Raw genomic sequence first — 25,768 nt, 5'->3', positions numbered from 1 at the left:
GGGGGCAAGCCCCCTCGCCACAAAAGTCCCGCTGGCCACAGGTCAAGCTACTGACGCCAATAAAAATTAAACACTGTTCTCAGTGATGGCACTTTGGCATAATGCTGGCCGCCGACGTCCCGCACGTCGATCATCGATTTGATTCCCCCTCGCTTTTTCGCCGCTGCAACCCGCAGCGGTTGGCTATGGCCGTGCCGGGATAAACCGTTTTTTCAGAAGGAATGCACAGTGAGAATGATCTCTCGGATGTTGGTATCGGCGGCAGCGATTGCCCTTTTGGGCAGCATGGCCGGGTGCGCAACGGAAAGCTCGCGCGCCTTGCCGGTCGCAAAAGTCGAAAGCGCCAGCGTGGCGTATGCCGGTGTTCGTGTACCCATGGCGGTCGGCAAGTTCGACAACCGTTCGAGCTACATGCGCGGGATCTTCTCCGACGGCGTCGATCGCCTCGGCGGTCAGGCCAAGACCATCCTGATCACTCACTTGCAGCAGACCAACCGCTTCAGCGTGCTGGACCGCGACAACATGGGCGAGATCCAGCAGGAAGCCGCGATCAAGGGCCAGTCCCAACGCCTCAAGGGCGCTGACTTTGTGGTCACCGGTGATGTCACCGAGTTCGGCCGCAAAGAGACCGGCGATCACCAGCTGTTCGGCATTCTCGGTCGCGGCAAGACCCAGGTGGCCTACGCCAAGGTCAACCTGAACATCGTCAACATCAGCACCTCCGAAGTGGTTTATTCGACCCAGGGCGCGGGCGAGTACGCCTTGTCCAACCGTGAAGTCATCGGCTTCGGCGGCACGGCTGCCTACGATTCGACCCTCAACGGCAAAGTGCTCGACCTGGCCATGCGCGAGGCGATCAATCGCCTGGTGGACGGCATGAATGCCGGGGCATGGAAACCGGGTAACTGATCAAGGTTGATGACAAGGAGCGGTACAAGCATGTTCAAGACTTATGTGTCATGGGCGCTGATGGCGTCGACATTGCTGGTCAGTGGCCTGTTGGCCGGTTGCGCCGGCCCGAAAACCCTTTACCAGTGGGAAAGCTATCAGCCGGAAGTCTACGAGTACTTCAAGGGTGAAGAACCCAAGGAAGCTCAGGCCGAAGCACTGGAACGCGACCTGCAGAAGATCAAGTCCACCGGCAAGACGCCGCCGCCTGGCTACCACGCTCACCTGGGTCTGTTGTACCTGAGCATGGGCAAGGACGATCAGATGGTGCAGCAGTTCAGGACCGAGAAAACCCTGTTTCCCGAGTCGACGCCGTACATGGATTTTCTGCTTAAAAACGCCAAGACCGGAGACACCCAATGATCGCGCGCTCATTGAAACTGATGGCCGGGTTGCTGGCGCTGGCCGTGCTCGGTGGCTGCGTGAGCCCCAAGACCGTGGATTATTCGGCGTACAAGCAAGCTCGTCCGAAAACCATTCTGGTGCTGCCGCCGCTGAACAATTCGCCGGACGTCAAGGCGTCCTACAGCATGCTGTCGCAGGTCACGTACCCGTTGGCGGAAGCCGGTTACTACGTGCTGCCGATTACCCTGGTCGATGAGACATTCCGCCAGAATGGCCTGACCACACCGGCGGACATTCACCAGGCACCGGCCAACAAGCTGCAGGAAATCTTCGGTGCCGATGCGGCGTTGTACATCACCGTGACGGACTACGGCACGCGCTACATGATCATCAGCAGCGAAACCGTGGTGACCGCCACCGCGAAACTGGTAGACCTCAAGAGCGGCACCACCCTGTGGACCGGCTCGGCCCGGGCATCGAGCGAAGAGGGCGGCAACAACGGTGGCGGTGGTTTGGTTGGCATGCTGATTACGGCAGCGGTCAAGCAAGTGATCAACAGCTCCACCGACGCTGGTCACCCGATTGCCGGTGTGGCCAGTACACGGCTGCTGTCGGCAGGGCAACCGGCGGGGTTGCTGTACGGACCGCGTTCGCCGAAATACGGGACTGACTGAACCTGGTCTGTTTAAGGAAGTTCCTGTAGTGAAGTGCTTCCTGTGGCGAGGGAGTTTGCTCCCGCTCGGCTGCGCAGCAGTCGTCAAACTGAAGACGCGATCTATTTGAAGGACCGCGCTGACAGGTGTTGGGGCTGCTACGCAGCCCAGCGGGAGCAAGCTCCCTCGCCACAGTTTTAGATGAATTTCGGTTACTTGGCGACAGGCCAAAACCGCTCCCCACCCCCCGGTGCATCCGTCCACGCCTGCAACGACCGCGTCGGCAAATCGAAATAATCCCGGGTCCGCGCATAGCCATGCCCACCCATGCGTCCGATCGCATCCAGCCCCAACCGGGCGATGTACAAGGTTTTCGGGTCGAAAGCACCTGATCGAGGTTTAGCGTTCGCCAACACCTCTGTGGCGAGGGAGCCCGCACGGTTTGAATCGGCTAACCTCATATGAAACCATTGGCGTCGGTGATGCTCGAAACAAACGGGCCCGCGCCGTCCTCGCGTCGTTGCGATCCCGCAAGCCAGCCAATCACAGGGACATAAAGCCAGTCGATGCAGTTTCTATCTGATAGCCACGGGTGTGCCGGCTGGAACGGTGAAATGGCCGGGCGCATCCGCGCGTTCGACTGGAGCCAGACCGAGCTTGGAGACATAGACGCCTGGCCTGCGAGCCTGAGCAGCACGGTGCGGCTGATGCTTGCGTCGCCACTGCCGATGGTGATGCTCTGGGGGCGCGAGGGCTACATGATCTATAACGATGCCTACTCGACGTTTGCCGGTGGCCGCCATCCATATCTGCTGGGCTCCCCGGTCGAGCTGGGTTGGCCGGAAGTGGCCGAGTTCAATCGACATGTGGTCGATACCTGCCTGGCGGGCGGCACCTTGTCCTATCGCAATAAAGTGCTGGAATTGCTGCGAGACGGGGTCCCCGAAGATGTCTGGCTCGACCTCTATTACAGCCCTGTCGCCAATGATGAAGGGTTTCCCGCCGGGGTCATGGCGATGGTCGTTGAAACCACTGAATATGTGATCTCCGAACGCCGGCGCCAGGAAGCCGAAGACGCGTATCGCGCCGACAACGAACGGGTGCGCCTGGCGCTAAATGCAGGGGCTTTGCTTGGCTCGTTCGTCTGGGACATCAAGGGCAACGTGCTGTCCGGTGACGAGCGTTTTGCCCGGACTTTTTCCTACCCCTCCGAGCAGAACCTCGCCGACCTGCCCACCGACATTGCTGAAGCCAAGATTCATCCCGACGACCGCAGCTGGGTCCAGGAACGGGTCAGTCAGTCAGTGGCAACCGGCGAGCCCTTCAACGCCGAGTACCGGGTTTTGCGCCCCGACGGCAGCTATTTGTGGGTGCAGGCGAGCGGCTGTTGCGAGTTCAACGAGCAGGGCGAGCCGTTCCGCTTCCCCGGCGTGTTGATTGACATTCATGAACGCAAGATTGCTGAAGAATCTCTGCTCAAATTCACCCGCAACCTGGAGCAGCGCGTGGCCGACGAAGTCGATGCGCGGCTGGCGGCTGAAGAGCAACTGCGCCAGTCGCAGAAGCTCGAAGCGATCGGCGGCCTCACCGGCGGTGTGGCCCACGACTTCAATAACCTGCTGCAGGTGATCGCCGGCAACCTACACTTGCTGGCGCGGCACGAGCCGGACAACGCCAACGTGCAGCGCCGGGTCAGTGCGTCGATTGCGGCCGTCGAGCGCGGCGCCAAACTGTCTTCGCAATTGCTCGCGTTTGCCCGTCGCCAACCGTTGTCGCCAGCGGTGTGCGACCCACAACTGATATTCGAAGGGCTGGGTGAGCTGTTGCAACGGGCGCTGGGGGAAACCATCCAGATCGATGTGCAGGTGCCGCAAGAGCCTTGGTACATCAACGTCGATCGCAACCAACTGGAAAACGCCATTCTCAACCTGGCGATCAATGCCCGTGACGCCATGAAGGGCGAAGGGACCATTGAGCTGAGTGCCGGGAATGTAGCGCTCGATCGTAAATTCTGTGCCGGCAAGGGCATCGCGGCGGGCGATTATGTGCGTGTCGCGGTGGCCGACACCGGTGCCGGTATGTCGCCCGAAGTGCTCGGGCAGGCGTTCGAGCCGTTTTTCACCACCAAGGCCGACGGTCAGGGCACGGGGTTGGGACTGAGCATGGTGTTCGGGTTCGTCAAACAGAGCGGCGGGCACATCGAGATCTCCAGCGTTATCGGGCAGGGCACTCGGGTGCAGCTTTACTTTCCGCGCAGCTTGCGTGCATTGCCCAGTGAAACAACGCTGCAGGATTCACCGCAACGGGGCGGGAACGAAACCATTCTGGTGGTCGAGGACAACGAGGCGGTGCGCAGCTCGGCGGTGGAGTTACTGAGCGAGGAGGGCTATCAGGTCATGACCGCGGCCAACGGCGACCAGGCGATGCAGATGTTGTTGGATGGCGTGCGGGTGAACCTGATTTTCACCGATGTGGTCATGCCCGGCCTGATCAAAAGCTCGGACCTGGCAGCCTGGGCCAAGGTGCAAAATCCGCCGGTGGCGGTGCTGTTTACCTCCGGCCACACCCGGGACATCATTTCGCGCAATCACCAGCTCAGCCCGGATACCCATCTGCTGAGCAAACCTTACGGGCCCGAAGCACTGACACACATGATCCGCACGGCCCTGAGCGGCTGACCACATCCATTGTGGGACTATCCCCTGTGGGAGCGGGCTTGCTCGCGAAAGCGTCGTGTCAGTCGACATCAATGTTGAATGTTAAATTGCATTCGCGAGCAAGCCCGCTCCCACATGGGGTCTATGTTTTTCCAGTTATTTATCAAGGGCTCCCGATGACTTCAACGCGTACCTCCAATCCTCCTTCCGGCATGGTCAGGGTACGCGGTGCCCGGGAACACAATCTCAAGAACATTGACGTCGACATTCCACGGGATGCCCTGGTGGTGTTCACCGGCGTCTCGGGTTCGGGCAAGTCGTCGCTGGCGTTTTCCACGCTGTACGCTGAAGCGCAGCGCCGCTATTTCGAATCCGTGGCGCCCTACGCGCGGCGGCTGATCGATCAGGTCGGTGTGCCGGACGTGGATTCCATCGACGGCCTGCCACCGGCCGTGGCCCTGCAACAACAGCGCGGCACGCCGAGTACGCGGTCTTCGGTGGGCAGCGTGACGACGCTGTCGAGCCTGATCCGCATGCTGTACTCCCGGGCCGGCAGCTATCCGCCGGGGCAGCCGATGCTGTACGCCGAGGACTTCTCGCCCAACACGCCTCAGGGCGCCTGCCCCGAATGCCATGGCCTGGGCCGGGTGTATGAAGTCACCGAAGCCTTGATGGTCCCGGACCCGAGCCTGACTATCCGTCAACGGGCGGTGGCGTCCTGGCCCACGGCGTGGCAAGGGCAGAACCTGCGCGACATCCTGGTGACGATGGGCTACGACGTCGACAAACCCTGGCGCGAGCTGCCGAAAAAGCAGCGTGACTGGATCCTCTTCACTGAGGAAACACCGACCGTCCCGGTCTATGCCGGGCTCACCCCCGAAGAAACCAAAGTCGCGCTCAAACGCAAAATGGAGCCCAGCTACCAGGGCACCTTCACCGGCGCCCGACGCTACATCCTGCACACGTTCAGCCACTCGCAAAGTGCGCTGATGAAGAAGCGCGTCGCGCAATTCATGCTCGGCAGCCCTTGCCCGTTGTGCGACGGCAAACGGCTCAAGCGCGAGGCGTTGTCGGTGACCTTTGCCGGTTACGACATCGGCGAGCTGTCGCAGATGCCGTTGCTGCAAGTGGCCGAGGTGCTGAAACCGGTGGCGGCCCACAGCTACCTTGAACAAACCGATGAAGCGGGCGAGGTGTTGACTCACCGCCAGACTCGCGAGGCCCGTGAACAGCGCGTGGCCCACGGCGCCAGCGGCCATGCCAACGCGCCGGATGTGCGGCATACGCCTAACCTTTCGGTGGAGAAACGCCTGGCCGCGCAACGGATCGCTCAGGATTTGCTGGAGCGGGTCAGCACCCTGACCGACCTGGGTCTTGGTTATCTGGCGCTGGAGCGCAGCACACCGACGCTGTCGTCCGGCGAGTTGCAGCGGCTGCGCCTGGCCACTCAATTGGGTTCGCAGTTGTTCGGTGTGATTTACGTGCTGGATGAGCCGTCGGCCGGTCTGCACCCGGCCGATGGCGAAGCGTTGTTCGAAGCGCTGCAACGCTTGAAGGCTGCCGGGAACACCCTGTTTGTGGTTGAGCACGATCTGGAAACCATGCGCCGTGCCGACTGGCTGATCGATGTCGGCCCGGCAGCGGGCGAGCATGGCGGTCGGATCCTCTACAGCGGTCCACCCCAAGGACTGGCCGAGGTCAAGGACTCCCAGACCCGTGCCTACCTCTTCGCCGAGCAGGTCACCGAAGCCAGAGCCAGCCGCAAGCCGAGCGATTGGCTGCGTCTGGACGGCATCACGCGCAATAACCTGAACGACCTCAGCGTCGAGTTTCCCTTGGGGTGTTTTACCTCGGTGACCGGTGTCTCCGGTTCCGGCAAATCAAGCCTGGTCAGTCAGGCCTTGCTGGAATTGGTCGGTGCGCATCTTGGGCGCGGAACCAGTGCCAGCGAGCCCGAAGAGTTGAGCCTTGAGGACGATGCGCCGCAAGTCAGCGGCGGTCAGGTCACGGCCGGGCTGGAATCGATCAAGCGCCTGGTGCAGGTCGATCAGAAACCCATCGGCCGCACGCCGCGTTCGAACCTGGCGACCTACACTGGGCTGTTCGACAACGTGCGCAAACTGTACGCCGCCACCCCCCAGGCGCAGGCCGAGGGCTACGACGCCGGGCAGTTCTCCTTCAACGTCGCCAAGGGCCGTTGCCCGACCTGCGAAGGTGAAGGGTTTGTCAGCGTTGAGTTGCTGTTCATGCCCAGCGTCTATGCGCCGTGCCCGACGTGTCATGGCGCCCGCTACAACCCCGAGACGCTGGCGATCATTTGGCAAGGTCTGAACATTGCGCAGGTCTTGCAGTTGACGGTGGACGAAGCGGTCGAGGTGTTCGCTGAGCAACCGGGCATTCGCCGTTCTTTGGAAGTGCTGCGCGATATCGGCCTGGGTTATCTGCGCCTTGGTCAGCCAGCCACGGAGCTCTCGGGTGGCGAAGCCCAGCGCATCAAATTGGCGACCGAGCTGCAACGCAACCAGCGTGGGGCGACGTTGTATGTGCTCGACGAACCAACGACCGGTTTGCATCCGCGGGACGTTGACCGGCTGCTCGAACAGCTGAATACGCTGGTCGCGGCGGGGCACACGGTGATTGTGGTGGAGCATGAAATGCGTGTGGTTGCGCAGAGTGACTGGGTGATTGATATCGGGCCGGGGGCGGGGGATCAGGGCGGGAAGATTGTCGTTGCCGGCACGCCGCAGAAAGTGGCCAAGAGCAAGAAGAGCAGCACGGCCCCGTTCCTGGCCCGGACCCTTAACTAGTAGGAGCGAGGCTTGCCCCCGAATTGGGCGCCGCGGTCAATCAGACAAAACCGGTTATCGTTCTTCGCGGGCAAGCCTCGCTCCTACAGGATCGGTGTCAGGCGCAGTCGATCGTGCGCCGGACCTTGTCCAGCAGTTCATTGATCTGAAACGGCTTGATCAGCATCTCCATGCCATCACCGAGGAACACCTGGCGGTTGATGGCATTCTCGGCGTAGCCGGTCATGAACAGGATCGGCAACCCTTCACGCCAGCCTCGGGCGACATCGGCCAGTTCCCGGCCGTTCATGCGCGGCAGACCGACGTCCGTCAGCATCAGATCAATCGAGGGGTCGTTCTGCAGGCGTTCAAGGGCGCCTTCGATATCGCCCACCTGCGTGCAGCGATACCCGGCATCCACTAACACCTCGGCAACGAACATGCGCACCGACGGCATGTCCTCGACAATCAACACATGCTCGCCTGAGCCCTGTTGATCGACAGTCGCCGGTTCCGCTTCTGTGGTGGTCGAATCGGCACTGGCCGGCAGCATGATCGTCACTTCGGTGCCGCGACGGGCCACGCTGCGGATGTGTGCGTCGCCGCCCGATTGCCGGGCGAACCCGTAAATGCTCGACAACCCCAGCCCAGTGCCCTGGCCCAGTGGCTTAGTGGTGAAAAACGGGTCGAACACTTTGTCAATCACATTGTGTTCGATGCCCGTCCCGTCATCGCGCACAGACAGCGCGACATACGCCCCATCCGCCAGTTTCAGGTCGCCATGGGAATACGCCGCGTAAGTGCTGACCCATATATTCCCGCCCTGGGGCAAGGCATCGCGCGCGTTGATTACCAGGTTGAGCACGGCGCTTTCCAGCTGGATCGGGTCGACCAGGGCAATCGCGGCTTTGGAGGTCAATTCGAGTTTCAGCGCAATGTGTTCGCCGATGGTGCGCGCCAGCAATTCTTCGAGGGAACGGATGTGCTCGTTGATGTCCACCGGACGCGTATTGAGCGGTTGCTGGCGGGCGAAGGCCAGCAAGCGATGGGTCAGCGAGGCGGCGCTCATGGCCGAGTTCAGCGCCGCTTCGGCATAGAACTGGACCTTGTCGGTACGCGAATCGGCCACCCGTTTCTGGATCAGTTCCAGGCTGGTGATGATGCCGGTCAGCAGGTTGTTGAAGTCATGGGCGATGCCCCCGGTGAGCTTGCCCAGGGCGTCCATTTTCTGCACTTGCAGCAACTGGCTCTCGGTGCGCACACGTGCGGCGATCTCGTGTTCCAGTTGCGAAGTGGCATCGTCGAGACGGGCCAGGTGCGAGCGCTCGCGGTGGCGGTGCTCGGTAACGTCCTCGACGAATACCAGACTCAGTTCAGGGGTGCGATAGGGCGAAATCTGCCACTCGGTTTCCCGCAGCTCCCCCTCGATCCGCATATTCAGCGTGCCTTTCCAGCGTTCACCGGCGGTCAGGCGCAGGCGCAGTTCATCGAGGACGGCCTCCTGTTGCTCGGCGAAGCATTCGCGCAAGGTCTGCGGGTCGCGATTGTCCTGAATCAGTCGGGCGAAAGCATGATTGCATTCGTGGACGTTGAATTGCGCGTCCAGCACCGCGATGGGGGCCGAGACGTTGACGAAAATCTCGCGAAAACGCGCCTCGCTGTCCCGCAGGGCATTTTCCGTTTCACGCACCCGCAGCAGGGTGCGCAGGGTCGCCAGCAATACGTCCGGGTCCACGGGGTGGATCAGGTAGGCATCGGCCCCGGCGTCCAGGCCGGTGATGATGTCGCCGGTCTGGATCGACGCCGCCGACACGTGAATCACCGGCAACAACGCCGTGGCCGGTTCCGAACGCAGTTTACGGACAATGTCGAAACCGCTCATGTCTGGCAGGTTGACGTCCAGAATAAGGGCATCGATCAATTCGCTGTCGATCAGCGCCAGGCCGTCGCCACCGGTTCCGGCCTCCAGCACCACGTAGCCATGTGGCTCCAGGCGTCGGCGCAGGGCGTAGCGGGTGGCGACGTTGTCATCGACGATCAACAGGCGAATGTCACGTTTCATCGGCGGGCTCCATGGCGATGGCCAGCGGGATGATCACGAAAAAGGTCGACCCGACCCCGGGTGTACTCTCGACCCCGACCTCGCCACCCAGCAGGGCGGCGAAGCGTTTGCACAAAGACAAGCCCAGACCGGTACCGCGCAAGCGTTTTTGCAGGGGCGAATCGACTTGGGAAAAGTCCTCGAACAATGCGCCATGTAACTCGGCAGCGATACCTATTCCTGTATCGGTGACCGCAAAGCGTACATGGCTCGAGCCTTCGAGGGAGGCCGAGACCCGTACTTCGCCGCGCGTAGTGAATTTCAGCGAGTTGGAAATGAAGTTGCGCAGGATCTGCCCGAGCTTCTTGTCATCGGTGTAGAGGCGCGGAAGGCCGACCGGTTCTTCGAAGATCAGGTCCACGGCGGATGCATCGACGATTGGGCGAAACATGCCGCGCAGGGCGGCGAACAAGTCGAACATGTCGAACCAGGCGGGTGAGATGGTGATGCGCCCCGCCTCGATTTTCGCCAGGTCGAGCAAGTCGTCGACCATGTCGCTCAGCTCCCGCGCGGCGGTGCTGACGAACGCGACCTGCTTGTGTTGCTCGGGGCTCAGCGGGCCGTCGAGTTCATCGGTCAGCAGGCTGGCGATGCTCAGGATCGAGCCCAGCGGCGTGCGAAACTCGTGACTCATGTACGACAGGAAGCGGCTCTTGAGGTCCGACGCCTGGCGCAATTCCTCAGCCTGGTTGTCGAGTTCGGCGTAGAGCGCGAGCACGCCCTGATTGGTTTCATCGAGCTCTTCGCGCAGCGCCGCGGTTTCACTCTGCAAGCGCTCGATCAGCGCCGACTGTTCGTCGATCGGCGGCAGGGGCGACTCAGCCATGGGCGGCCTCCAGGGCAACGACTAGGACCGTCACATCGTCACGGCCGCGACAGAAATCGCGATGCAGGACCGCCGCAATCACGGCGGGATGACGGTGCACCAGGCCAGGGTAGTCGTGCAGGTTCCAACGGGACTGCAGGCCGTCGCTGTACATGATCAATAGATGTCCGTTCACGTGAGCGTAGTCAAAAGGCTGGGCTTTGCGGTATTGCCCGCCGACGATCCCCGGATGGGACGCCAGGCCACGGGACTTGTCCGGGGTGATCAGGCTGCCGCCGATATTGCCGATGCCGGTGAATCGTAGTGTGCCGAGGTGGCCGTCGAACTGCGCAATCGCGAGGGCACCGCCGCGGGTGCCGATCATGGCCTGGTGAATGTCTTCGAGCAGCCACACCGGCGAGGCAAACGGTGCCAGGGCGAAGGCTTTTTCACCGGCGCGGGCGGCGCGTTCGGCTTCCTCGCCATGCCCCAGGCCGTCGATCACCAAGGCGCTGAGATTCGCCCCGTCGACCGCCAGGTGCCAGACATCACCGCACGCCGGGTCGTTGTGCAGCGAGTGCTGGCTGATGCCGATGCGCAAGTCGGCTGCTTTGCTGGCGCGTGGATACAACCGGGCCAATAACACGGTGCCGCGCGAGTCGGTATAAACGTCAAAGACCTCGGTCTGGCGCGACACCGCCCCCAGACCAATGCCCTGCGTACCTCCCGTGGAAAAGCCGTCCGTCATGCACGCTTGCAGGTCAAAGCCTTGGGCGCGGTCCACCGCGAGCATCTCGATGCCGTTGGCGCTTTCGCCTGGCAGGATTCGCAGGTGCAATTCGCCCCTGATCGCATGCTTGAGCACGTTGCTGGCCAATTCAGTTGCCACTAGCGCCACGCGTCCGGCATCAACGGCGTCGAAACCGTGGTCCTCTGCGAGCTTCTGCGCGGTGCGCCGGGCAAAGCCGATCTGGCTGCTGTCCTCGATCAACAGCACCTGGGTCAGCGACCCCCCGATGTTCATGTCCATCGGGTGATCGTTATGCGAGTGCCCTGGCCGGGGACGGTGTCCAGTTCGAACTCATCAACCAGCCGTTTCGCCCCGGTCAAGCCAAGGCCCAGGCCGCTGCCGGAGGTCCAGCCGTCGGTCATTGCCAGTTTGATGTCGGGGATGCCGGGGCCTTCATCGCGAAACGTCAGGCGCAGGCCGACCCGCGAGTTTTCGTCGAGGATCTGCCAGTCCATGTCGCCACCGCCGCCATAGACCATGGTGTTGCGCGCTAGCTCGCTGACGGCGGTCACCAGTTTGGTCAGGTCGATCAGGCGCATGCCGCACTCGGTGGCCAGCTTGCGCGCCGTCTGCCGGGCCAGGACCACGTCCTGCTCGATTTGAATGGGCTGAGTGCCGCTGCTGCGCAGGGTCATTGCTCGCGTACTCGTTCCTGAAGCAGTTTCATCCCGCGCTCGACGTTCAGCGCTGTGCTGACGCCGGGCAAGGTCAGCCCGAGCTCTACCAGCGTGATGGCGACCGCAGGCTGCATGCCGACCAGCACGGTCTGGGCATCCATGATTTTCGACAAGCCGGAGATGGTGCCGATCATTCGACCGATGAACGAGTCGACCATGTCCAGCGCCGAGATGTCGATCAACACGCCGCGAGCGGAAGTCTTGCTGATGCGTTCGGACAGATCGTCCTGGAGCGTAAGGGCAAGCTGGTCATGCATGTCGACCTGAATGGTCACCAGCAGGAAGTCGCCCATCTGCAAAATCGGAATGCGTTCCATCGGCTTAAACCGTCTTGCTGACGGTGATTCCCAGACGGGCCAGGGCCAGTTTCAGGGCATCGGCCAAGTTGGCCTTGGTGACCACGCCTTGCAGGTCCAGCCCCAGATGAACGATGGTCTGTGCGATCTGCGGACGCACGCCGCTGATGATGCAATCGGCGCCCATCAGGCGAATCGCGGTCACGGTTTTGAGCAGGTGCTGAGCAACCAGGGTGTCAACGGTCGGCACGCCGGTGATGTCGATGATGGCAATTTCCGAACCGGTATCGACGATCCGTTGCAGCAGCGATTCCATCACCACCTGGGTGCGTTGCGAGTCCAGGGTGCCGATCATCGGCAGGGCGAGCACGCCATCCCAGAGCTTGACCACCGGGGTGGAGAGTTCCAGCAGTTCTTCCTGCTGACGCTTGATGACCGCTTCGCGGGATTTCTGGAAGGTACGGATGGTGTGCATGCCCAGCGCGTCGAGCAGCTCGGACACCTCCCAGAGTTGGTCGGCCAGTACACCCGGATTCTCTTTGTAGTGAGATTGCAGCAGGGAAAACAGCGGACCTTTCAGCGAAAAAATGAAACTGGCGGTCTGGTGCGAGTCCTGGCCGAGCAGGGCACGGCTGTGGGAAAGTTTTTCGAGGAATTGACGAGCCTCATCCCAACCCGGCGCGGCGATGTTGGGACCGTTGCCGTTTTCCAGGCCGGCGGTCACCAGTTGCAGAAAATCCGCGGTCTGCTGCTTTAGATCGTTGTCCTTGAGATTACGGTTGGCACCGCTGGCTTCCAGGCTGCGGATCCATTCACCAAGCAATTGCGTGTGGTTGTTTTTCATCGCGTCGAGTGTGCTGATCTGCATTGCTGCCATGTCCTTGTGCTCCTGAAATATGGCGGGCCGATTCCCCAAAACGATCGACCCGAATCAGTGACATTTGCCGTATGAAATAGTTGTGGGCCCGGGCAGGATTTTTTCGTCCTGCCCGGCACTTGCCCGGTAACTCTAGTCGGCACTGCCGTCGACGGCGATTTTTTGACCTTGAGCCTGCCGGTGCCTGTCCATTGGATTGAACCCCTGCCTCGGGATGGCTTCGAACCTTCAAGGCCCCGGCTGTTTGAATCGTAGGCTGGCCGTCACGAGCGAGGTGCGTATGAAAGACCAATCGACACAACGACAGGATCAATCGGGGGCGCCGGTCGACCGAAATGACCCGGCGATTGACCCGCAGACGCCGGGTGAGGGGACGCCAGAAGGGCAGCGTCAGGGCCAAACCACCGGCTCGCCAGGCGCCGATGCGGCGGTGGATCAGAAGAATCACCACACCGACAATGACAATGAGTTCAGCCCCGGTTTCAAGCCGAATCCGGACCGGCCAAACCCCGGCGATGACACGGATGCCGACATCGATACCGATGGCGGTTAGTTCAGCCAGCATGCAAAAAGGCCGCATCACTCGATGCGGCCTTCTTTTTGCGCTTTATTTGCTGGGGTGGGCGGCCTGGAGTTTTTTCGCCATCTCCAGGTGTTTTTCCAGTGCCGGTAGCATTTTTTGCGCGAAGCCTTTCAGCTCGGTGGCGCCGTTTACCTTGTCGTCCGTTACCGTGTTGGCCTGTTTTTCGAACAGCTTGATGGTGTCTTCGTGGGCCTTCACCTGATTATTGGCATAGGCCGCGTCGAAGGACTCGTCACGCATGTCGAGGATTTTTTCCTTGGCCTGTTTGACCAGCGTCGTCTCATCCGGCACCTCGATGTCATTCTTTTTCGCCAGGGCCGCCAGTTCATCGTTGGCCTTGGAATGATCGGTGATCATCATGTTGGCGAATGCCTTGATGTCGGCCGATGAGCTTTTTTCCAGCGCCAGACGGCTGGTCTCGATTTCCGCAATGCCACCGGCGGCTGCGTTGTCGACAAAGTCATTGGAAGTGGCGGCAAAAGCTGTGCTCATGCTGGTGCTCAAGGCGACGGCCAGGGCGAGGTGGCGCAGGGTGAATCCGTCCATTGGTCATTCTCCACATAGGGGGCGGGTAAGCGATCGAGGTGATCGTTATGCAATGGAGGCAGGCGCTCGGGCAAAGGTTTTATCGGGTTTTCGCCAGGACGACGAACGGACACCGCTGGTCTGATAGGCGGTCGACAGAACCCGCCAACCAAGGCCATTCTGATAGTTGGCGAACGCAATCGATCGCGTTTGCTGCCGATCAACAAACGGAGGTGTTCCATGCCGGTGCCACACGACCTTTATCAGGACCTGAAACTTTCAAAGGAAGATATCCAGCAAAAACGCTCCAAGGATCCGTTACTGGATTCACTGATCAACAAGTATTCGCAAGCGGACGCCGAGGTAGTAAAGGCTGAAACCGCAAAATCGGATGCGCCCAGCGATGACGCACTAAAGAAGCTCAAGGAGACGCGCGTGCAGGTTAAGCAAAAGATCGTTGACCGGCTCCAATTGCCGTCCTGACACGCCTTGCCCACCACCGACAACCGGTGACTGAAAAATTGGAACGGTGATCAATACCGGCACCTCGAAAGATCAGAGTCCGACCTTTTCGACTCCTTGCGAGGTGCCTTATGAACGAGCCCAAATTTCCAAGTGAAGAGCAGGGCGGGTACGACCCTATCCCGACCCATCCTGAACCGCTAAGCCCTGGCCGCACGACGGTCAACCCCGAAGACGAGCCGGGCATCGACGAATTGCCGAACAACGAAGGTGTGCGCCCGCTGGATGAAGACGACACCACCGCGATGGACCCTGAGCGGGTGCTTGAAGAGACGGACAACGCCGTGCGCGATAACGAGATGGACCCCCGCTAATCCAACCCCAAACATCCCCTGTGGGAGCGGGCTTGCCCGCGATGGCGGATTACCTGACACAGCAATGTTGACGGTGTCGCAGTCATCGCGGGCAAGCCCGCTCCCACAGGGATTTACGTTAGTTCTGGAGCGCGGTGTTCAGGGGCAGGCGCACCATGTTTTTTGCCTTCAGCGATCCCAGGTACAACCAGTCCCCGTACTCGCGCACTGTCGTGATCGGCGAGTAATTACCCGTGCTCGCATCTTGCAGGTTGGCAATCACCTTGCCGTCCAAGTCCAGACCCAGTGCAAAGGCACGCTTTTCCATGGGTTTGGGCAGTACCGTCAATGCCCGAACAATCATTTTGCGCACGAACGGGTGCTGTGCCGTGGCGTCGAGCAGGGCATTGCGCGGTGCGTAGAGCGCCACCCAGAAGCGGTCGCGGCCATTGAACGCGAGGTTGTCCGGCAGCCCCGGCAGATTGTCGATAAACACATCGTGGGTTCCGGCGTTCGGCCCGCTCAACCAGAAGCGGGTGATACGGTAAGCGCCGGTTTCGTTGACCAGCACAAAGCTGTCGTCCGGCCCCAGCGTCACGCCGTTGGCAAACTCCAGCGAGTCCAGCAGCACCGTGGTCTTGCCGGTCTGGAAGTCATAGCGCAACAAACGGCCGTCGCCCCCATGCTCGATGATCGCCTCGCCATCCTTGCCGTAGCCCCAGCGGCTGGAAGCGTCGCTGAAATAGGCGTAGTGCCCGGATTTGTCGATGGCGACATCATCGGTAAACCCGAAGGGCACGCCGCCCGCCTCGGTGGACAGCGCGATCAACCGGCCCTGGGCATCCAGGGAAAGCAACCCTTTGACGCCGTCAGCGATCACCAGCAGTCCGTTCGGGTGCCTCGCCAGGCCCAGAGGCCGGCCGCCGGTATCGGCCAGCACTTTGGTGTCCTTGCCGTCGAGGCTGGTACGGATCAGCCGGCCGTCGTGCAGCCCGGTGATGAGCACGTTATCTTCCAGCAACAGCGCCTCGGGCCCTTCGATGTCCGCCGGGCCGACACGCTCCACCCCTTTGAGCCGCTGATTGTCGGCATACACCCCGCTGGTCAGGGAAGGCGCCGGCGGCGGTGTCCAGGCCACCGGCCGAACCTTGGTCGGAAACAACAACAGAAAAGCCCCCAGGACAATGATCAGCAGCCACAACAGATGGCGAAACCTGAAGGCGCTTCTCACACGCTGACTCCTGCGGGGGTCAGGTTTTTCTGCGCCATTTCGCGCAATGCCTGCATCGACGCTGCGGATTCACGCTCGATGCGTCGCTTGAGCAGCAATCGATTGGTGACGCGCATCGCCAGGCCCGAAAACTGATACTCCAGGGTCCGCACAAAGCGCGTGCCTTCGCCCTGCACCTCGCATTCATAGGTCACGACCAGCGACAACCCGTGATCACCCCGCGCCCAGGCACTCCAGCGGCGTCCTGGCAGATATTCGTTGACTTCCCAGCTCAAGTGACCCGTGCGGCCACCGGCAAGGATGTCCTCCTCGAACCGCAGGCCGGCATGCAGCGGCCCACTTTGCCCCTGGACCTTCAGGGACGACGGATGCCACTCCGGCCACCGGGTGACGGTGCTGGCATAGGCGAGCACGTCAATCGGGTTTCCAGCGATAGCGATCTGGTGCTGCATGCGGGTCATGGTCGTTCTCGTCAGGGGCAGGGGGGCAGGCTCCGGCTCCCAGTACAGGGTGCCGAACAGGTAGTCCATCAGCGGAAACACGATATTGAAGTTGCGTTCCTGCATCAGCTCGCGGCGGTGATGCAGTTCATGCAGGCGGCGCATCTGGCGGATCCACGGCAGACGCGTGACCGGGTTGTCCGGCGGCAAATGCTCGCAGGCATGAAACACCTCGTACATCAGGTACCCGAGGACCAGACAGCCGCCAAACAATCCGGCGACGTTGGCATCGACCTGCTTGAGCAGCCACCAGACGGGCAGGGTGAAGACCACGGTGTGCACCACGATCAGCCAGGCCGGAAACAGAATCACCCGCCAGTCCCGGGCATGGTCGTAGGTCATGTGGCCGGGAGCGAAAAAGCTGTGATGGTCGCCGGCATGGCGGGCGTAGAACATCCGCGCGAAGCTCTTTTTGTGATGCCCCAGGTGCCGATGCACCAGGTACACGCCGAAGTTGAAGAACAACAGCGTCAACGGCACCGTCAGCCACTCCAGCGGCCGGATCTGATGCACGGTGCTCCAGAACCCACCGATGGCCAGCACGCCGAACAGCAGCACAAAGGCCCCGTGCAGCCATGGGTTGTAGCGCGGATGGATGTCAGCGCGATAGCGGTCGCGAAATGCCTGGGTGGTCTGCCTCACTGCGTTCACCTCTGCTTATTGTTATAACCAGCAGATTAGCTGATCTGCCCGCGCAAGCTTGAGCAAACCTGGATGACACAAGCGCCATGATCCGGTGTATTCAGGTCAGCGGGTTCCAGCGCTGGGACCAGTCGTCATCGGTCTTGATGACTTCACGCAATAAATCGAAGGCACGCTGCAGAGTCGCCGAGTCGCGATCGCGCGAGTAAACCAGGTAGGTCGGGTAACTGAATTCCGGGGCTTTGGGCACGGGTTCCAGTACGCCGCTTTCGAGGTAGCTCTGCACCACGCGTGTACGGAAGTAGCCGCTGCCGCCGTTTTCCAGAATGTATTGCAGGGCCAGAGGGCCGAGGTTGAAGCTCAGGGCGGCCTTGGCTTTTTCCGGCAGGGCGGCATCGTGCTGACGGCGGAAATCCGGGCCCCAGTCGATATACACGTAAGGATCGGGCCGCCCGGCGAGGCGTACCAGAATGAGTTTTTCTTCGAGGATTTGCTCGACTTGCAGGCGCGGCCAGTATTCGGGCTGATAGACCAGCGCCGCGTCCAGTACTCCCAGTTCCAGTTGGCGCAGCAGGTTCTCGCCGTCGCGGATTTCCATGCGCAAGGCGTGGCTGGGAATCTTCTCGCGCAGTTCACCGGCCCAACTGAGCATCAGCGGATTGCACAGACTGACCTCGCCGCCAATGTGCAGCACATCGCGGTAACCGTCGGGCAACGGCAAGTCCCGACGCGCGGCTTCCCAAGTCTCGACCAGTTGATTGGCGTACACCACAAAGGCCTCGCCATTGGGCGTCAGCCGCGCACCGGCACGGTTGCGCACGAACAACGTGCTGCCCAGCTGGCTCTCGAGTTTTTGCACGCGCGCCGTGATTGCGGTCTGGGTGACGTGGAGTTTTTCAGCGGCGGCGGCAAGACTGCCGTGGCGGACAATTTCCAGAAAGGTGCGAGCGAGATCGATGTCCATGGGGCGGCCGGTGAGGGAGGTGTGGGCATTGTAGGAGCACTCCCACCTTGTGGCGAGGGAGCTTGCTCCCGTTCGGGTGCGTAGCAGCCGGAGCATGTACGAAGGAATACATCTGAAGGACCGCGGCGGCAGGTTTCAGGGCCGCTTTGCGACCCAGCGGGAGCAAGCTCCCTCGCCACAGGTTTGTGCACCTGTCATGGTTTTCACATTGCGGGTGGAGTGTGCGCACTACACTGCAACCGTCTCTAGCCCAACGGCGCCCCCCCCATGACGGCAAAGCACGCAGCAAACATCCTCGATACGGTTGAAGGCAAACGCCTGGCCCGCCGCGACGCCGAGGCCTGGCGCGCGTGGGGGCCGTACTTGAGCGAACGCCAATGGGGCACGGTACGTGAGGACTACAGCGCCGATGGCGATGCCTGGCGCTATTTTCCCCATGACCATGCCCGCAGCCGAGCCTATCGATGGGGCGAGGACGGGCTTGCCGGGTTTTGCGACAAGGCCCAGCACTGGTGCCTGGGGCTGGGCCTGTGGAACGAGCGCGACCCGATTCTAAAAGAGCGCCTGTTTGGCTTGAACAACACCGAGGGCAATCACGGCGAGGACGTCAAAGAGCTGTATTTCTACGTCGATGGCGTGCCAAGCCATGCCTACATGCGCATGCTCTACAAATATCCGCAGGCCGAATTTCCCTATGCCGACCTCGTGGCCGAAAACGCCGGCCGTGGACTGGCGGACGCCGAGTACGAAATCCTCGACACCGGCGTGTTTGAGGACAACCGCTATTTCGATGTGACCGTGGAGTACGCCAAACACGCAGCCGATGACCTCTTCATGCGCGTCACCGTGCATAACCGTTCCGATCAGCCGGCACGCCTCCACGTGTTGCCGCAGCTCTGGGCGCGCAACACCTGGAGCTGGACGGCGGATGGTCAGCGCCCGAGCCTCACGCTGAACGGCGATGAGGTCCTGGCCCGACATCCACAACTCCCCGACCGGCAGGCCAGCGCCTGGGGCGAAGAAGGCAGCCAATGGCTGTTCTGCAATAACGAGAGCAACTTCCCCAAACTCGATGGCGTGGCGGCGAAGGGGCCATTCAAGGACGGCATCAATGATTTTCTGGTCGCAGGCGACAACGATGCGATCCGCCATGACGTTGGAACCCGGGTGGCGGCGCACTTCACCCTGGATTTTGAAGCCGGCCAAAGCCGATGCGTCTACTTGCGTTTTGCGCCGACCGGCGCGGTTCGGGTCAACGCCAAAGCCCTGTTCGAACGGCGTCTCAGCGAAGCCGATGATTTTTACGCGGCGCTGCAATCCGGTATTGGTGATGCGGATGCGCGCAACGTTCAGCGTCAAGCGCTGGCCGGATTGCTCTGGTCGAAACAGCTGTATTACTTCGACGTCAATCAGTGGCTCGACGGCGATCCGGCTCAACCTTCACCGCCATCCGGGCGTGCGCATATTCGCAACACGCATTGGCGCCACCTGTCGAATTTCGACATCGTTTCCATGCCAGACACTTGGGAGTATCCGTGGTACGCCTCGTGGGACCTGGGTTTTCAGGCAGTGGCTTTCGCGCTGATTGACCCCGGGTTTGCCAAGCATCAATTGTTGCTGCTGGTCAAAGACCGCTTCATGCACCCCAACGGCCAGTTGCCGGCCTACGAGTGGCGTTTCGACGACGCCAACCCGCCGGTGCACGCCTGGGCCTGTTGGCGGGTGTATCAGCAGGACAAGGCGCTGACCGGAACAGCGGACATGGATTTCCTCGAGCGGATTTTCCACAAACTGCTGCTGAATTTTTCCTGGTGGGTCAATCGCAAGGACGCCGAAGGCCGCAACCTGTTCCAGGGCGGTTTTCTGGGGCTGGACAACATCGCGCTGTTCGACCGTTCGGCGTTGTTGCCGCCCGGCTATCAGCTCGACCAGGCCGACGGTACGGCGTGGGTCGCCGCCTATGCGCTGGACCTGATGCGCATCGCTTTGGAACTGGCCAAGCGTAATGCGGTGTACGTCGATATTGCGGTGAAGTTCTTCGAACACTTTCTCTATATCGCCGGGGCCATCAACCGGGTCGACTCCGATGCCGAAGGCTTGTGGGACGAACAGGATCAGTTCTTCTACGACGTCCTGCATCGCCCCGATGGTGTGAATGAACCGCTGCGCTTACGCTCGATCGTTGGCCTGATGCCGCTGTTCGCAGTTCAGGTTCTGGAGCAGCACGAGCATGAAGGGTTGCCCGGCTTGCGTGAGCGACTGCTCGGTTTCATGCGACACCGCCCGGACCTCGCCAGCCTGGTGTCACGCTGGACTGAACCTGGGGAAGGCAACCGGATGCTGCTGGCGCTGTTGCGTGGCGAACGGACCAAGAACCTGCTCAAACGCATGCTCGATGAAAACGAGTTCCTCTCCGGGTTCGGCATTCGTTCACTGTCCAAAGCCTTCGCCGAACAGCCATTCGGCCTGCAAATCAATGGCGAACGACTCTGTGCCCATTACGAACCGGCAGAATCCGAATCGCGCCTGTACGGCGGCAACTCCAATTGGCGTGGGCCGGTGTGGATGCCGATCAACTACATGCTGATCGAGTCCCTGCGCGAGTTTCATCGCTATTACGATCAGAACTTTTCGGTGGAATACCCGACGGGTTCAGGGTTTCTGGCTTCCCTGGAAGAGGTGGCCGACAGCCTGAGTCAACGACTGACCCGGCTTGTGCTTCGCGATGAAGAAGGCAATCGGCCGTCAATGGCGGCGTATCCGCATTTGCAGGCGGACCCCGCCAGCCGCGACCTGGTGCTGTTCCATGAGTATTTTCATGGGGAAACCGGACGCGGATTGGGAGCCAGCCATCAGACGGGATGGAGCGCGCTGATTGCGTTGTTGCTACAACCCTGATTTCCCGCCCAACGCAGCCCCCCCTGTGGGAGCGGGCTTGCTCGCGAAGGCTGAGTGTCAGTCGACATCAATATTGAATGACACGCCGCTTTCGCGAGCAAGCCCGCTCCCACAGTGATCGGCGGTGTTGGCGAAGTCTTTGTTCAAAACGCAAAACACGAACAGCCAAACGCGCCCCAAAATCCCTTGAAGTCGCTGACCGGCGCTGACGACAATCGCGCCCGTTCATGGCTGTGCGCATGCACCGCGCACGCGCCGACGCATTGATGCACCTGCGCCGTCAGTGGCGCCACGGGCTTCCAGTGGCCCGGCACCTTGGCGACGGGCGACCACTCGGGGACCACAGGAATCGGCGGGGGGCCGAGCTTTTCGAATTCGACACTGCCGTAGACGATCTTGCCGTCGACAATGGTCAGCACCGACTCGATCCATTTGATCGCTTCATCGTCGATGTGGAAGTAGTCCGCCGACAGCGCAATCAGATCCGCCAGTTGCCCGACCTTGATCTGGCCTTTCTTGCCTTGCTCGGAAGAAAACCAGGCGCTGCCGTGGGTGAAGAGTTCCAGTGCCGTATCGCGGCTCAAGCCTTGCGGGTAGAGCTCCAGTCCGCCAACGGTGCGGCCGCTGACCAGCCAATACATCGATGTCCAGGGGTTGTAGCTGGACACCCGCGTGGCATCGGTGCCGGCACCCACCGGAATGCCTTCGGCGAGCATGCGCGCAATCGGCGGCGTGTGTTCGGCGGCTTTGGCGCCATAGCGGTCGACGAAGTATTCGCCCTGGAAGGCCATGCGATCCTGAATGGCGATGCCACCGCCCAAGGCTTTGACCCGCTCGATGTTCTGCGGGGTAATGGTTTCCGCATGATCGAAAAACCACGGCAAACCGTCGAACGGAATGTCGCGATTGACCTTCTCGAACACGTCGAGCATGCGGCAGATGGATTCGTTGTAGGTGGCATGCAGGCGGAATGGCCAGCGTTGTTCCACCAGATGCCGCACCACCGGTTCCAACTCCTGTTCCATGGTTTGCGGCAAGTCCGGGCGTGGTTCGAGGAAGTCTTCGAAGTCGGCCGCCGAAAACACCAGCATTTCCCCGGCACCGTTGTGCCGCAGGAAGTCATCGCCCTGGCCGTAATGGGAGGTGCTGGTCCAGTTTTTGAAGTCGCTCAGCTCTTCCTTGGGCTTCTGCGTGAACAGGTTGTAGGCGATGCGCACGGTGAGCTGTTGGTCTTTGGCCAGTTGCTGGATGACTTGATAGTCGTCCGGGTAATTCTGATAACCGCCGCCGGCATCGATGGCGCTGGTCACGCCGAGGCGATTAAGTTCGCGCATGAACTGGCGGGTCGAGTTGACCTGATATTCCAGCGGCAACTTCGGCCCCTTGGCCAGTGTCGAGTACAGAATCATCGCGTTCGGGCGGGCGATCAGCATGCCGGTGGGATCACCGTTGGCGTCCCGCTGGATTTCTCCGCCCGGCGGGTTTGGCGTGTCGCGGGTGTAACCGACGACCTTCAGCGCGGCGCGGTTGAGCAGGGCGCGGTCGTAGAGGTGCAGCACGAACACAGGGGTGTCGGGCGCGGCTTTGTTCAATTCATCAATCGTTGGCAGACGCTTTTCGGCGAACTGGAATTCATTCCAGCCACCGACCACCCGCACCCATTGCGGCGTGGGCGTGCGATCGGCCTGGTCCTTGAGCATGCGCAGGGCATCGACCAGCGACGGCACGCCTTCCCAGCGCAGTTCGAGGTTGTAGTTCAAGCCACCGCGGATCAAGTGCAGGTGCGAGTCGTTGAGGCCGGGAATCACCGTGCGCCCGTGCAAGTCGACGATCTTTGTGCCGGGGCCTTGCAGGGCCATGGCCTGGGCGTCGCTGCCGACCACCACGAAGCGTCCGTCCTTGATCGCGACGGCGCTGGCCTGGGGTTTCTTGCGGTCGACGGTGTGCAGGCGTCCGTTGTACAGAATGAGGTCGGCCGGGGTATCGGGCATGGTTTTACTCCCTGCGAATAGCGGGCTGATCCAGGCACCGACGGCACCTGCCGAAAGGCCTTGTAGTACACGTCGGCGATTGAAACCGTCGTGCTCGTCAGGTGGGCTCATGGCAGTGCTCCGCGCAAATTGATCGGGGGCAAACAGCCGATGTCTGACGCATGCGGCCAGAAGGAATATAGACCGCAAATCCACAGGTAGCCGATTTCCGGGGGCGGAAAACGACGAATCCCGCCACAAGGGGCGGGATTCGTTTGCAGCCAGAGAGGTTCCCGAAGCGGGGAACCGCCGTCTTAGCTTGGGAACAGCTCGGACAGTTTCATGGCCAGCATCATGTCGCCTTCAGCGCGCAGTTTGCCGCCCATGAACGCTTGCATGCCGTCGGTCGAACCGTCGACGATGCCTTGCAGGGTTTCGCCGTCCATCACCAGAGTGACCTGGGCGTCAGGGTTTTCGCCTTCTTGCAGCTCGCAGGTGCTGTCTTTGACGATCAGCGAGAAGTTCTTGGTGTCGTCGATGCGGAAACCGAATACCAGGTCCAGACCGGCAGCGGCGGCTGGGTTGAACTTGGCTTTCATTGCTTGTACGGCATCAGCTACGGAGGTCATGGTTCGATCCTTTCTTGGGTAAATAGAGCTGGGTGATTACAGCCAGGGTCACAATAGTCCGGACTCAGCGAAACGTGATGAGTTCCGGTGCCTTCAACAGTTGCAAGTGCGCATGACCGTTGAAAGAAGACAATGCCACCTCGCGACCGCGAAACTTCAGCAGGTTGAGCGAGGTGTTGACGATTTGCCAGTTCAGTTCAAATGCCTGCCTTGCCGGCATCTGAGTAATGAGGTGGAGCAGGGCAGTGATGGTGCCGCCGGAGGTGAACACGGCGATTTTCTGGGTGTTGTCGGCGCTTTCGAGGATGCGGTGAAGACCGGCCTGCACGCGTTCGACAAAGCCCAGCCAGCTTTCCAGCCCCGGCGTGTCATAGGTGCCGGCGAGCCAGCGCTCGATGATCAGGGCGAAGATGCGCTGGAACTCGGCACGGTTTTGCGCGGCATTGCGCAGGATGTCCAAGGCTTCGGGTTCATCCTCCAGCATGGCCGGCAGCAGCGCGCGGATCACTGCGTCGGCGTCGAATTCGTTGAAGGCGCAATCGATTTCCAGCGTCGGCACCGGCAGGCCCACGGCAGCGAACTGTTCCAGCGCGCTGGTGGCCGTATGTTGCTGGCGGCGCAGGTCGCCCGACAGGCAGCGGTCGAAGCTGACACCCAGCTCGGCGAAGTGCTGGCCGAGGATTTCTGCCTGGCGAACACCGGTCGGCGACAGGACGTCATAGTCGTCTGCACCAAAGGAGGCCTGGCCATGTCGAATCAGATAGATGCTGCCCACGTCCGCGTCATCCCGGTACGTTGAAGGTTTGGCGAGGTTATGAGGATGACAGTGAGCTGTCAATGAAAAAACATACGCTTGTTTGAAATGCCCGTTGCAGGCCTGTTGCCAGAGGTTTCACGGCTGGCCGCCGAGGCGGAGCATGGGTATGCTGGCGTTGTCCCGCGCGTGTTTTAAGCCGCGCATCGTTTTGAAGGAGTCACTGTGGAGTTTTTGTCCGAGTACGCCAGTTTCCTGGCCAAGACCGTGACACTGGTGATCGCCATTCTGGTGGTCCTGGCCAGTTTCGCGGCGCTGCGCAGCAAAGGTCGGCGCAAGTCGGCCGGCCAGTTGCAGGTCAGCAAGCTGAATGATTTCTACAAAGGGCTGCGCGAACGCCTGGAGCAAACCTTGCTCGACAAGGACCAGCTCAAGGCCTTGCGCAAGTCCCAGGCTAAAACCGATAAAAAGCAAAAGAAGAAACCCGAGGCCAAGCCGCGGGTGTTCGTGCTGGATTTCGACGGCGACATCAAGGCATCGGCCACTGAAAGCCTGCGCCACGAGATCACTGCGCTGTTGACGTTGGCGACGCCCAAAGACGAAGTGGTGCTGCGTCTGGAAAGCGGCGGCGGCATGGTTCACAGCTACGGCCTGGCGTCCTCGCAACTGGCACGCATCCGCGATGCGGGCGTGCCGTTGACCATCTGCATCGACAAGGTCGCGGCCAGTGGTGGCTACATGATGGCGTGCATCGGCGAGAAGATCATCAGCGCCCCGTTCGCAATTCTGGGCTCGATCGGCGTCGTGGCGCAGTTGCCTAACGTCAATCGCTTGCTGAAAAAGCACGACATCGACTTCGAAGTCCTGACCGCTGGCGAATACAAGCGCACCTTGACCGTGTTTGGCGAAAACACCGAGAAAGGCCGCGAGAAGTTTCAGGAAGACCTGGACATCACGCATCAGCTGTTCAAGAACTTCGTCTCGCGTTATCGCCCGCAACTGGCCATCGACGAGGTTGCGACCGGTGAAATCTGGCTCGGCATCGCCGCGCTGGACAAGCAACTGGTAGACGAACTCAAGACCAGCGACGAATACCTCGCTGAACGGGCGAAGAAGTCCGAGCTGTACCACTTGCATTACGCCGAACGCAAAAGCCTGCAAGAGCGCATCGGCATGGCGGCCAGCGGGTCGGTCGATCGCGTCCTGTTGAGCTGGTGGAGCCGGTTGACTCAGCAACGCTTCTGGTAATTTTCTACGCCGAGCAAAAAAATGAAACCGTGGATATCCACGGTTTTTTTTGCCTTCAGAAAAGTCCACGGGAG

23 protein-coding genes and 1 pseudogene are annotated in these 25,768 nt (G+C 61.0%); 10 read left to right on the top strand and 14 right to left on the bottom strand.

Translation table 11 applies throughout. The features are described 5' to 3' along the window. The first annotated feature begins 234 nt into the window (after positions 1-234). From ACA075_RS16185 to ACA075_RS16175, 3 genes are read left to right on the top strand one after another with little or no spacing between them, the layout of a single operon-like run. Positions 235-909: a CsgG/HfaB family protein gene (locus tag ACA075_RS16185; protein WP_497299272.1), complete on the top strand. Its 675-nt coding sequence runs from the start codon at positions 235-237 to the stop codon at positions 907-909. Between the two features lie 60 nt (positions 910-969). Continuing rightward, positions 970-1,311, top strand: a complete 342-nt coding sequence (locus ACA075_RS16180) for a DUF4810 domain-containing protein (protein ID WP_370654478.1) — start codon at positions 970-972, stop codon at positions 1,309-1,311. Further along, positions 1,308-1,967, top strand: coding sequence for a DUF799 domain-containing protein (locus ACA075_RS16175; protein WP_497293819.1), 660 nt, complete (start codon positions 1,308-1,310; stop codon positions 1,965-1,967). The genes ACA075_RS16180 and ACA075_RS16175 overlap by 4 nt, the downstream gene beginning before the upstream one ends. Positions 1,968-2,158: 191 nt before the next feature. On the opposite strand, the pseudogene ACA075_RS16170 reads toward ACA075_RS16175, so the two are convergent. Beyond that, positions 2,159-2,332, bottom strand: a pseudogene (locus tag ACA075_RS16170) (flavin reductase family protein); the annotation flags it as partial. A 180-nt stretch (positions 2,333-2,512) separates the two neighbouring features. Between ACA075_RS16170 and ACA075_RS16165 the strand changes: the two are divergent. Further along, the gene (locus ACA075_RS16165) at positions 2,513-4,624 is read left to right on the top strand and encodes a hybrid sensor histidine kinase/response regulator (RefSeq protein ID WP_497293817.1); all 2,112 of its coding nucleotides are present in this window, start codon (positions 2,513-2,515) and stop codon (positions 4,622-4,624) included. A 155-nt stretch (positions 4,625-4,779) separates the two neighbouring features. Then, a complete protein-coding gene (gene uvrA / locus ACA075_RS16160; protein WP_497293815.1) occupies positions 4,780-7,410 on the top strand; it encodes an excinuclease ABC subunit UvrA in 2,631 nt (876 codons plus the stop codon). A 97-nt stretch (positions 7,411-7,507) separates the two neighbouring features. Here the strand turns inward: uvrA and ACA075_RS16155 are convergent, their stop codons facing one another. From ACA075_RS16155 to ACA075_RS16130, 6 genes are read right to left on the bottom strand one after another with little or no spacing between them, the layout of a single operon-like run. After that, on the bottom strand, positions 7,508-9,451 hold the full coding sequence (locus ACA075_RS16155) for a PAS domain-containing hybrid sensor histidine kinase/response regulator (protein WP_497293813.1): 1,944 nt from the start codon (positions 9,449-9,451) through the stop codon (positions 7,508-7,510). Beyond that, positions 9,441-10,316 (bottom strand): sensor histidine kinase, encoded by an 876-nt coding sequence (locus ACA075_RS16150; RefSeq protein ID WP_497293811.1) that lies wholly within the window; start codon positions 10,314-10,316, stop codon positions 9,441-9,443. Before ACA075_RS16150 ends, ACA075_RS16155 begins: the two co-directional genes overlap by 11 nt. Then, complete coding sequence (locus tag ACA075_RS16145) at positions 10,309-11,319, bottom strand: ATP-binding protein (protein WP_497299271.1); 1,011 nt, start codon at positions 11,317-11,319, stop codon at positions 10,309-10,311. Before ACA075_RS16145 ends, ACA075_RS16150 begins: the two co-directional genes overlap by 8 nt. Next, entirely contained in the window at positions 11,316-11,720 is a 405-nt protein-coding gene (locus tag ACA075_RS16140; protein WP_010460966.1) for an anti-sigma regulatory factor, read from the bottom strand. The genes ACA075_RS16145 and ACA075_RS16140 overlap by 4 nt, the downstream gene beginning before the upstream one ends. After that, positions 11,717-12,079 carry an STAS domain-containing protein gene (locus tag ACA075_RS16135; protein ID WP_077749680.1) on the bottom strand — a complete coding sequence of 121 codons (363 nt, stop codon included), beginning with the start codon at positions 12,077-12,079 and terminating at the stop codon, positions 11,717-11,719. The genes ACA075_RS16140 and ACA075_RS16135 overlap by 4 nt, the downstream gene beginning before the upstream one ends. 4 nt (positions 12,080-12,083) lie before the next feature. Continuing rightward, complete coding sequence (locus ACA075_RS16130; RefSeq protein WP_497293810.1) at positions 12,084-12,935, bottom strand: STAS domain-containing protein; 852 nt, start codon at positions 12,933-12,935, stop codon at positions 12,084-12,086. 280 nt (positions 12,936-13,215) lie between these two features. Between ACA075_RS16130 and ACA075_RS16125 the strand changes: the two genes are divergently transcribed. Then, positions 13,216-13,488 carry a hypothetical protein gene (locus ACA075_RS16125; RefSeq protein ID WP_497293809.1) on the top strand — a complete coding sequence of 91 codons (273 nt, stop codon included), beginning with the start codon at positions 13,216-13,218 and terminating at the stop codon, positions 13,486-13,488. A 54-nt stretch (positions 13,489-13,542) separates the two neighbouring features. On the opposite strand, the gene ACA075_RS16120 is transcribed toward ACA075_RS16125, so the two are convergent. Further along, a complete protein-coding gene (locus ACA075_RS16120; protein ID WP_497293808.1) occupies positions 13,543-14,064 on the bottom strand; it encodes a DUF4142 domain-containing protein in 522 nt (173 codons plus the stop codon). A gap of 219 nt (positions 14,065-14,283) precedes the next feature. Here ACA075_RS16120 and ACA075_RS16115 point away from each other — a divergent pair, with 219 nt between their 5' ends. Together ACA075_RS16115 and ACA075_RS16110 are read left to right on the top strand one after the other, a co-directional pair. Further along, the gene (locus tag ACA075_RS16115; protein ID WP_497293807.1) at positions 14,284-14,526 is read left to right on the top strand and encodes a hypothetical protein; all 243 of its coding nucleotides are present in this window, start codon (positions 14,284-14,286) and stop codon (positions 14,524-14,526) included. A 110-nt stretch (positions 14,527-14,636) separates the two neighbouring features. Next, on the top strand, positions 14,637-14,879 hold the full coding sequence (locus ACA075_RS16110; RefSeq protein WP_497293806.1) for a hypothetical protein: 243 nt from the start codon (positions 14,637-14,639) through the stop codon (positions 14,877-14,879). A gap of 118 nt (positions 14,880-14,997) precedes the next feature. Here ACA075_RS16110 and ACA075_RS16105 read toward each other — a convergent pair whose 3' ends face one another. The 3 genes from ACA075_RS16105 to ACA075_RS16095 form a co-directional block, all read right to left on the bottom strand. Then, complete coding sequence (locus tag ACA075_RS16105; protein WP_497293804.1) at positions 14,998-16,089, bottom strand: SMP-30/gluconolactonase/LRE family protein; 1,092 nt, start codon at positions 16,087-16,089, stop codon at positions 14,998-15,000. Next, positions 16,086-17,231, bottom strand: coding sequence for an SRPBCC family protein (locus ACA075_RS16100; RefSeq protein ID WP_497293802.1), 1,146 nt, complete (start codon positions 17,229-17,231; stop codon positions 16,086-16,088). The genes ACA075_RS16105 and ACA075_RS16100 overlap by 4 nt, the downstream gene beginning before the upstream one ends. 100 nt (positions 17,232-17,331) lie before the next feature. After that, on the bottom strand, positions 17,332-18,195 hold the full coding sequence (locus ACA075_RS16095; RefSeq protein ID WP_219097236.1) for a LysR family transcriptional regulator: 864 nt from the start codon (positions 18,193-18,195) through the stop codon (positions 17,332-17,334). A gap of 267 nt (positions 18,196-18,462) precedes the next feature. On the opposite strand from ACA075_RS16095, the gene ACA075_RS16090 reads away from it, so the two are divergent. Then, the gene (locus ACA075_RS16090) at positions 18,463-21,093 is read left to right on the top strand and encodes an MGH1-like glycoside hydrolase domain-containing protein (protein WP_497293800.1); all 2,631 of its coding nucleotides are present in this window, start codon (positions 18,463-18,465) and stop codon (positions 21,091-21,093) included. 143 nt (positions 21,094-21,236) lie between these two features. Here ACA075_RS16090 and ACA075_RS16085 read toward each other — a convergent pair whose 3' ends face one another. From ACA075_RS16085 to ACA075_RS16075, 3 genes are all read right to left on the bottom strand, one after another. After that, positions 21,237-23,084 (bottom strand): amidohydrolase, encoded by a 1,848-nt coding sequence (locus tag ACA075_RS16085; RefSeq protein WP_497299270.1) that lies wholly within the window; start codon positions 23,082-23,084, stop codon positions 21,237-21,239. Positions 23,085-23,377: 293 nt separating this feature from the next. Further along, positions 23,378-23,692: an SCP2 sterol-binding domain-containing protein gene (locus ACA075_RS16080; protein ID WP_007946492.1), complete on the bottom strand. Its 315-nt coding sequence runs from the start codon at positions 23,690-23,692 to the stop codon at positions 23,378-23,380. Positions 23,693-23,756: 64 nt separating this feature from the next. Continuing rightward, the gene (locus ACA075_RS16075; protein ID WP_497293798.1) at positions 23,757-24,467 is read right to left on the bottom strand and encodes a histidine phosphatase family protein; all 711 of its coding nucleotides are present in this window, start codon (positions 24,465-24,467) and stop codon (positions 23,757-23,759) included. 204 nt (positions 24,468-24,671) lie between these two features. Here ACA075_RS16075 and sohB point away from each other — a divergent pair, with 204 nt between their 5' ends. Further along, the gene (gene sohB / locus ACA075_RS16070) at positions 24,672-25,694 is read left to right on the top strand and encodes a protease SohB (protein ID WP_219097233.1); all 1,023 of its coding nucleotides are present in this window, start codon (positions 24,672-24,674) and stop codon (positions 25,692-25,694) included. Positions 25,695-25,768 lie beyond the last annotated feature (74 nt).

This window comes from Pseudomonas sp. LBUM1663 (genome assembly GCF_059695905.1).
This window is presented reverse-complemented; position numbering and strand designations above follow the sequence as displayed.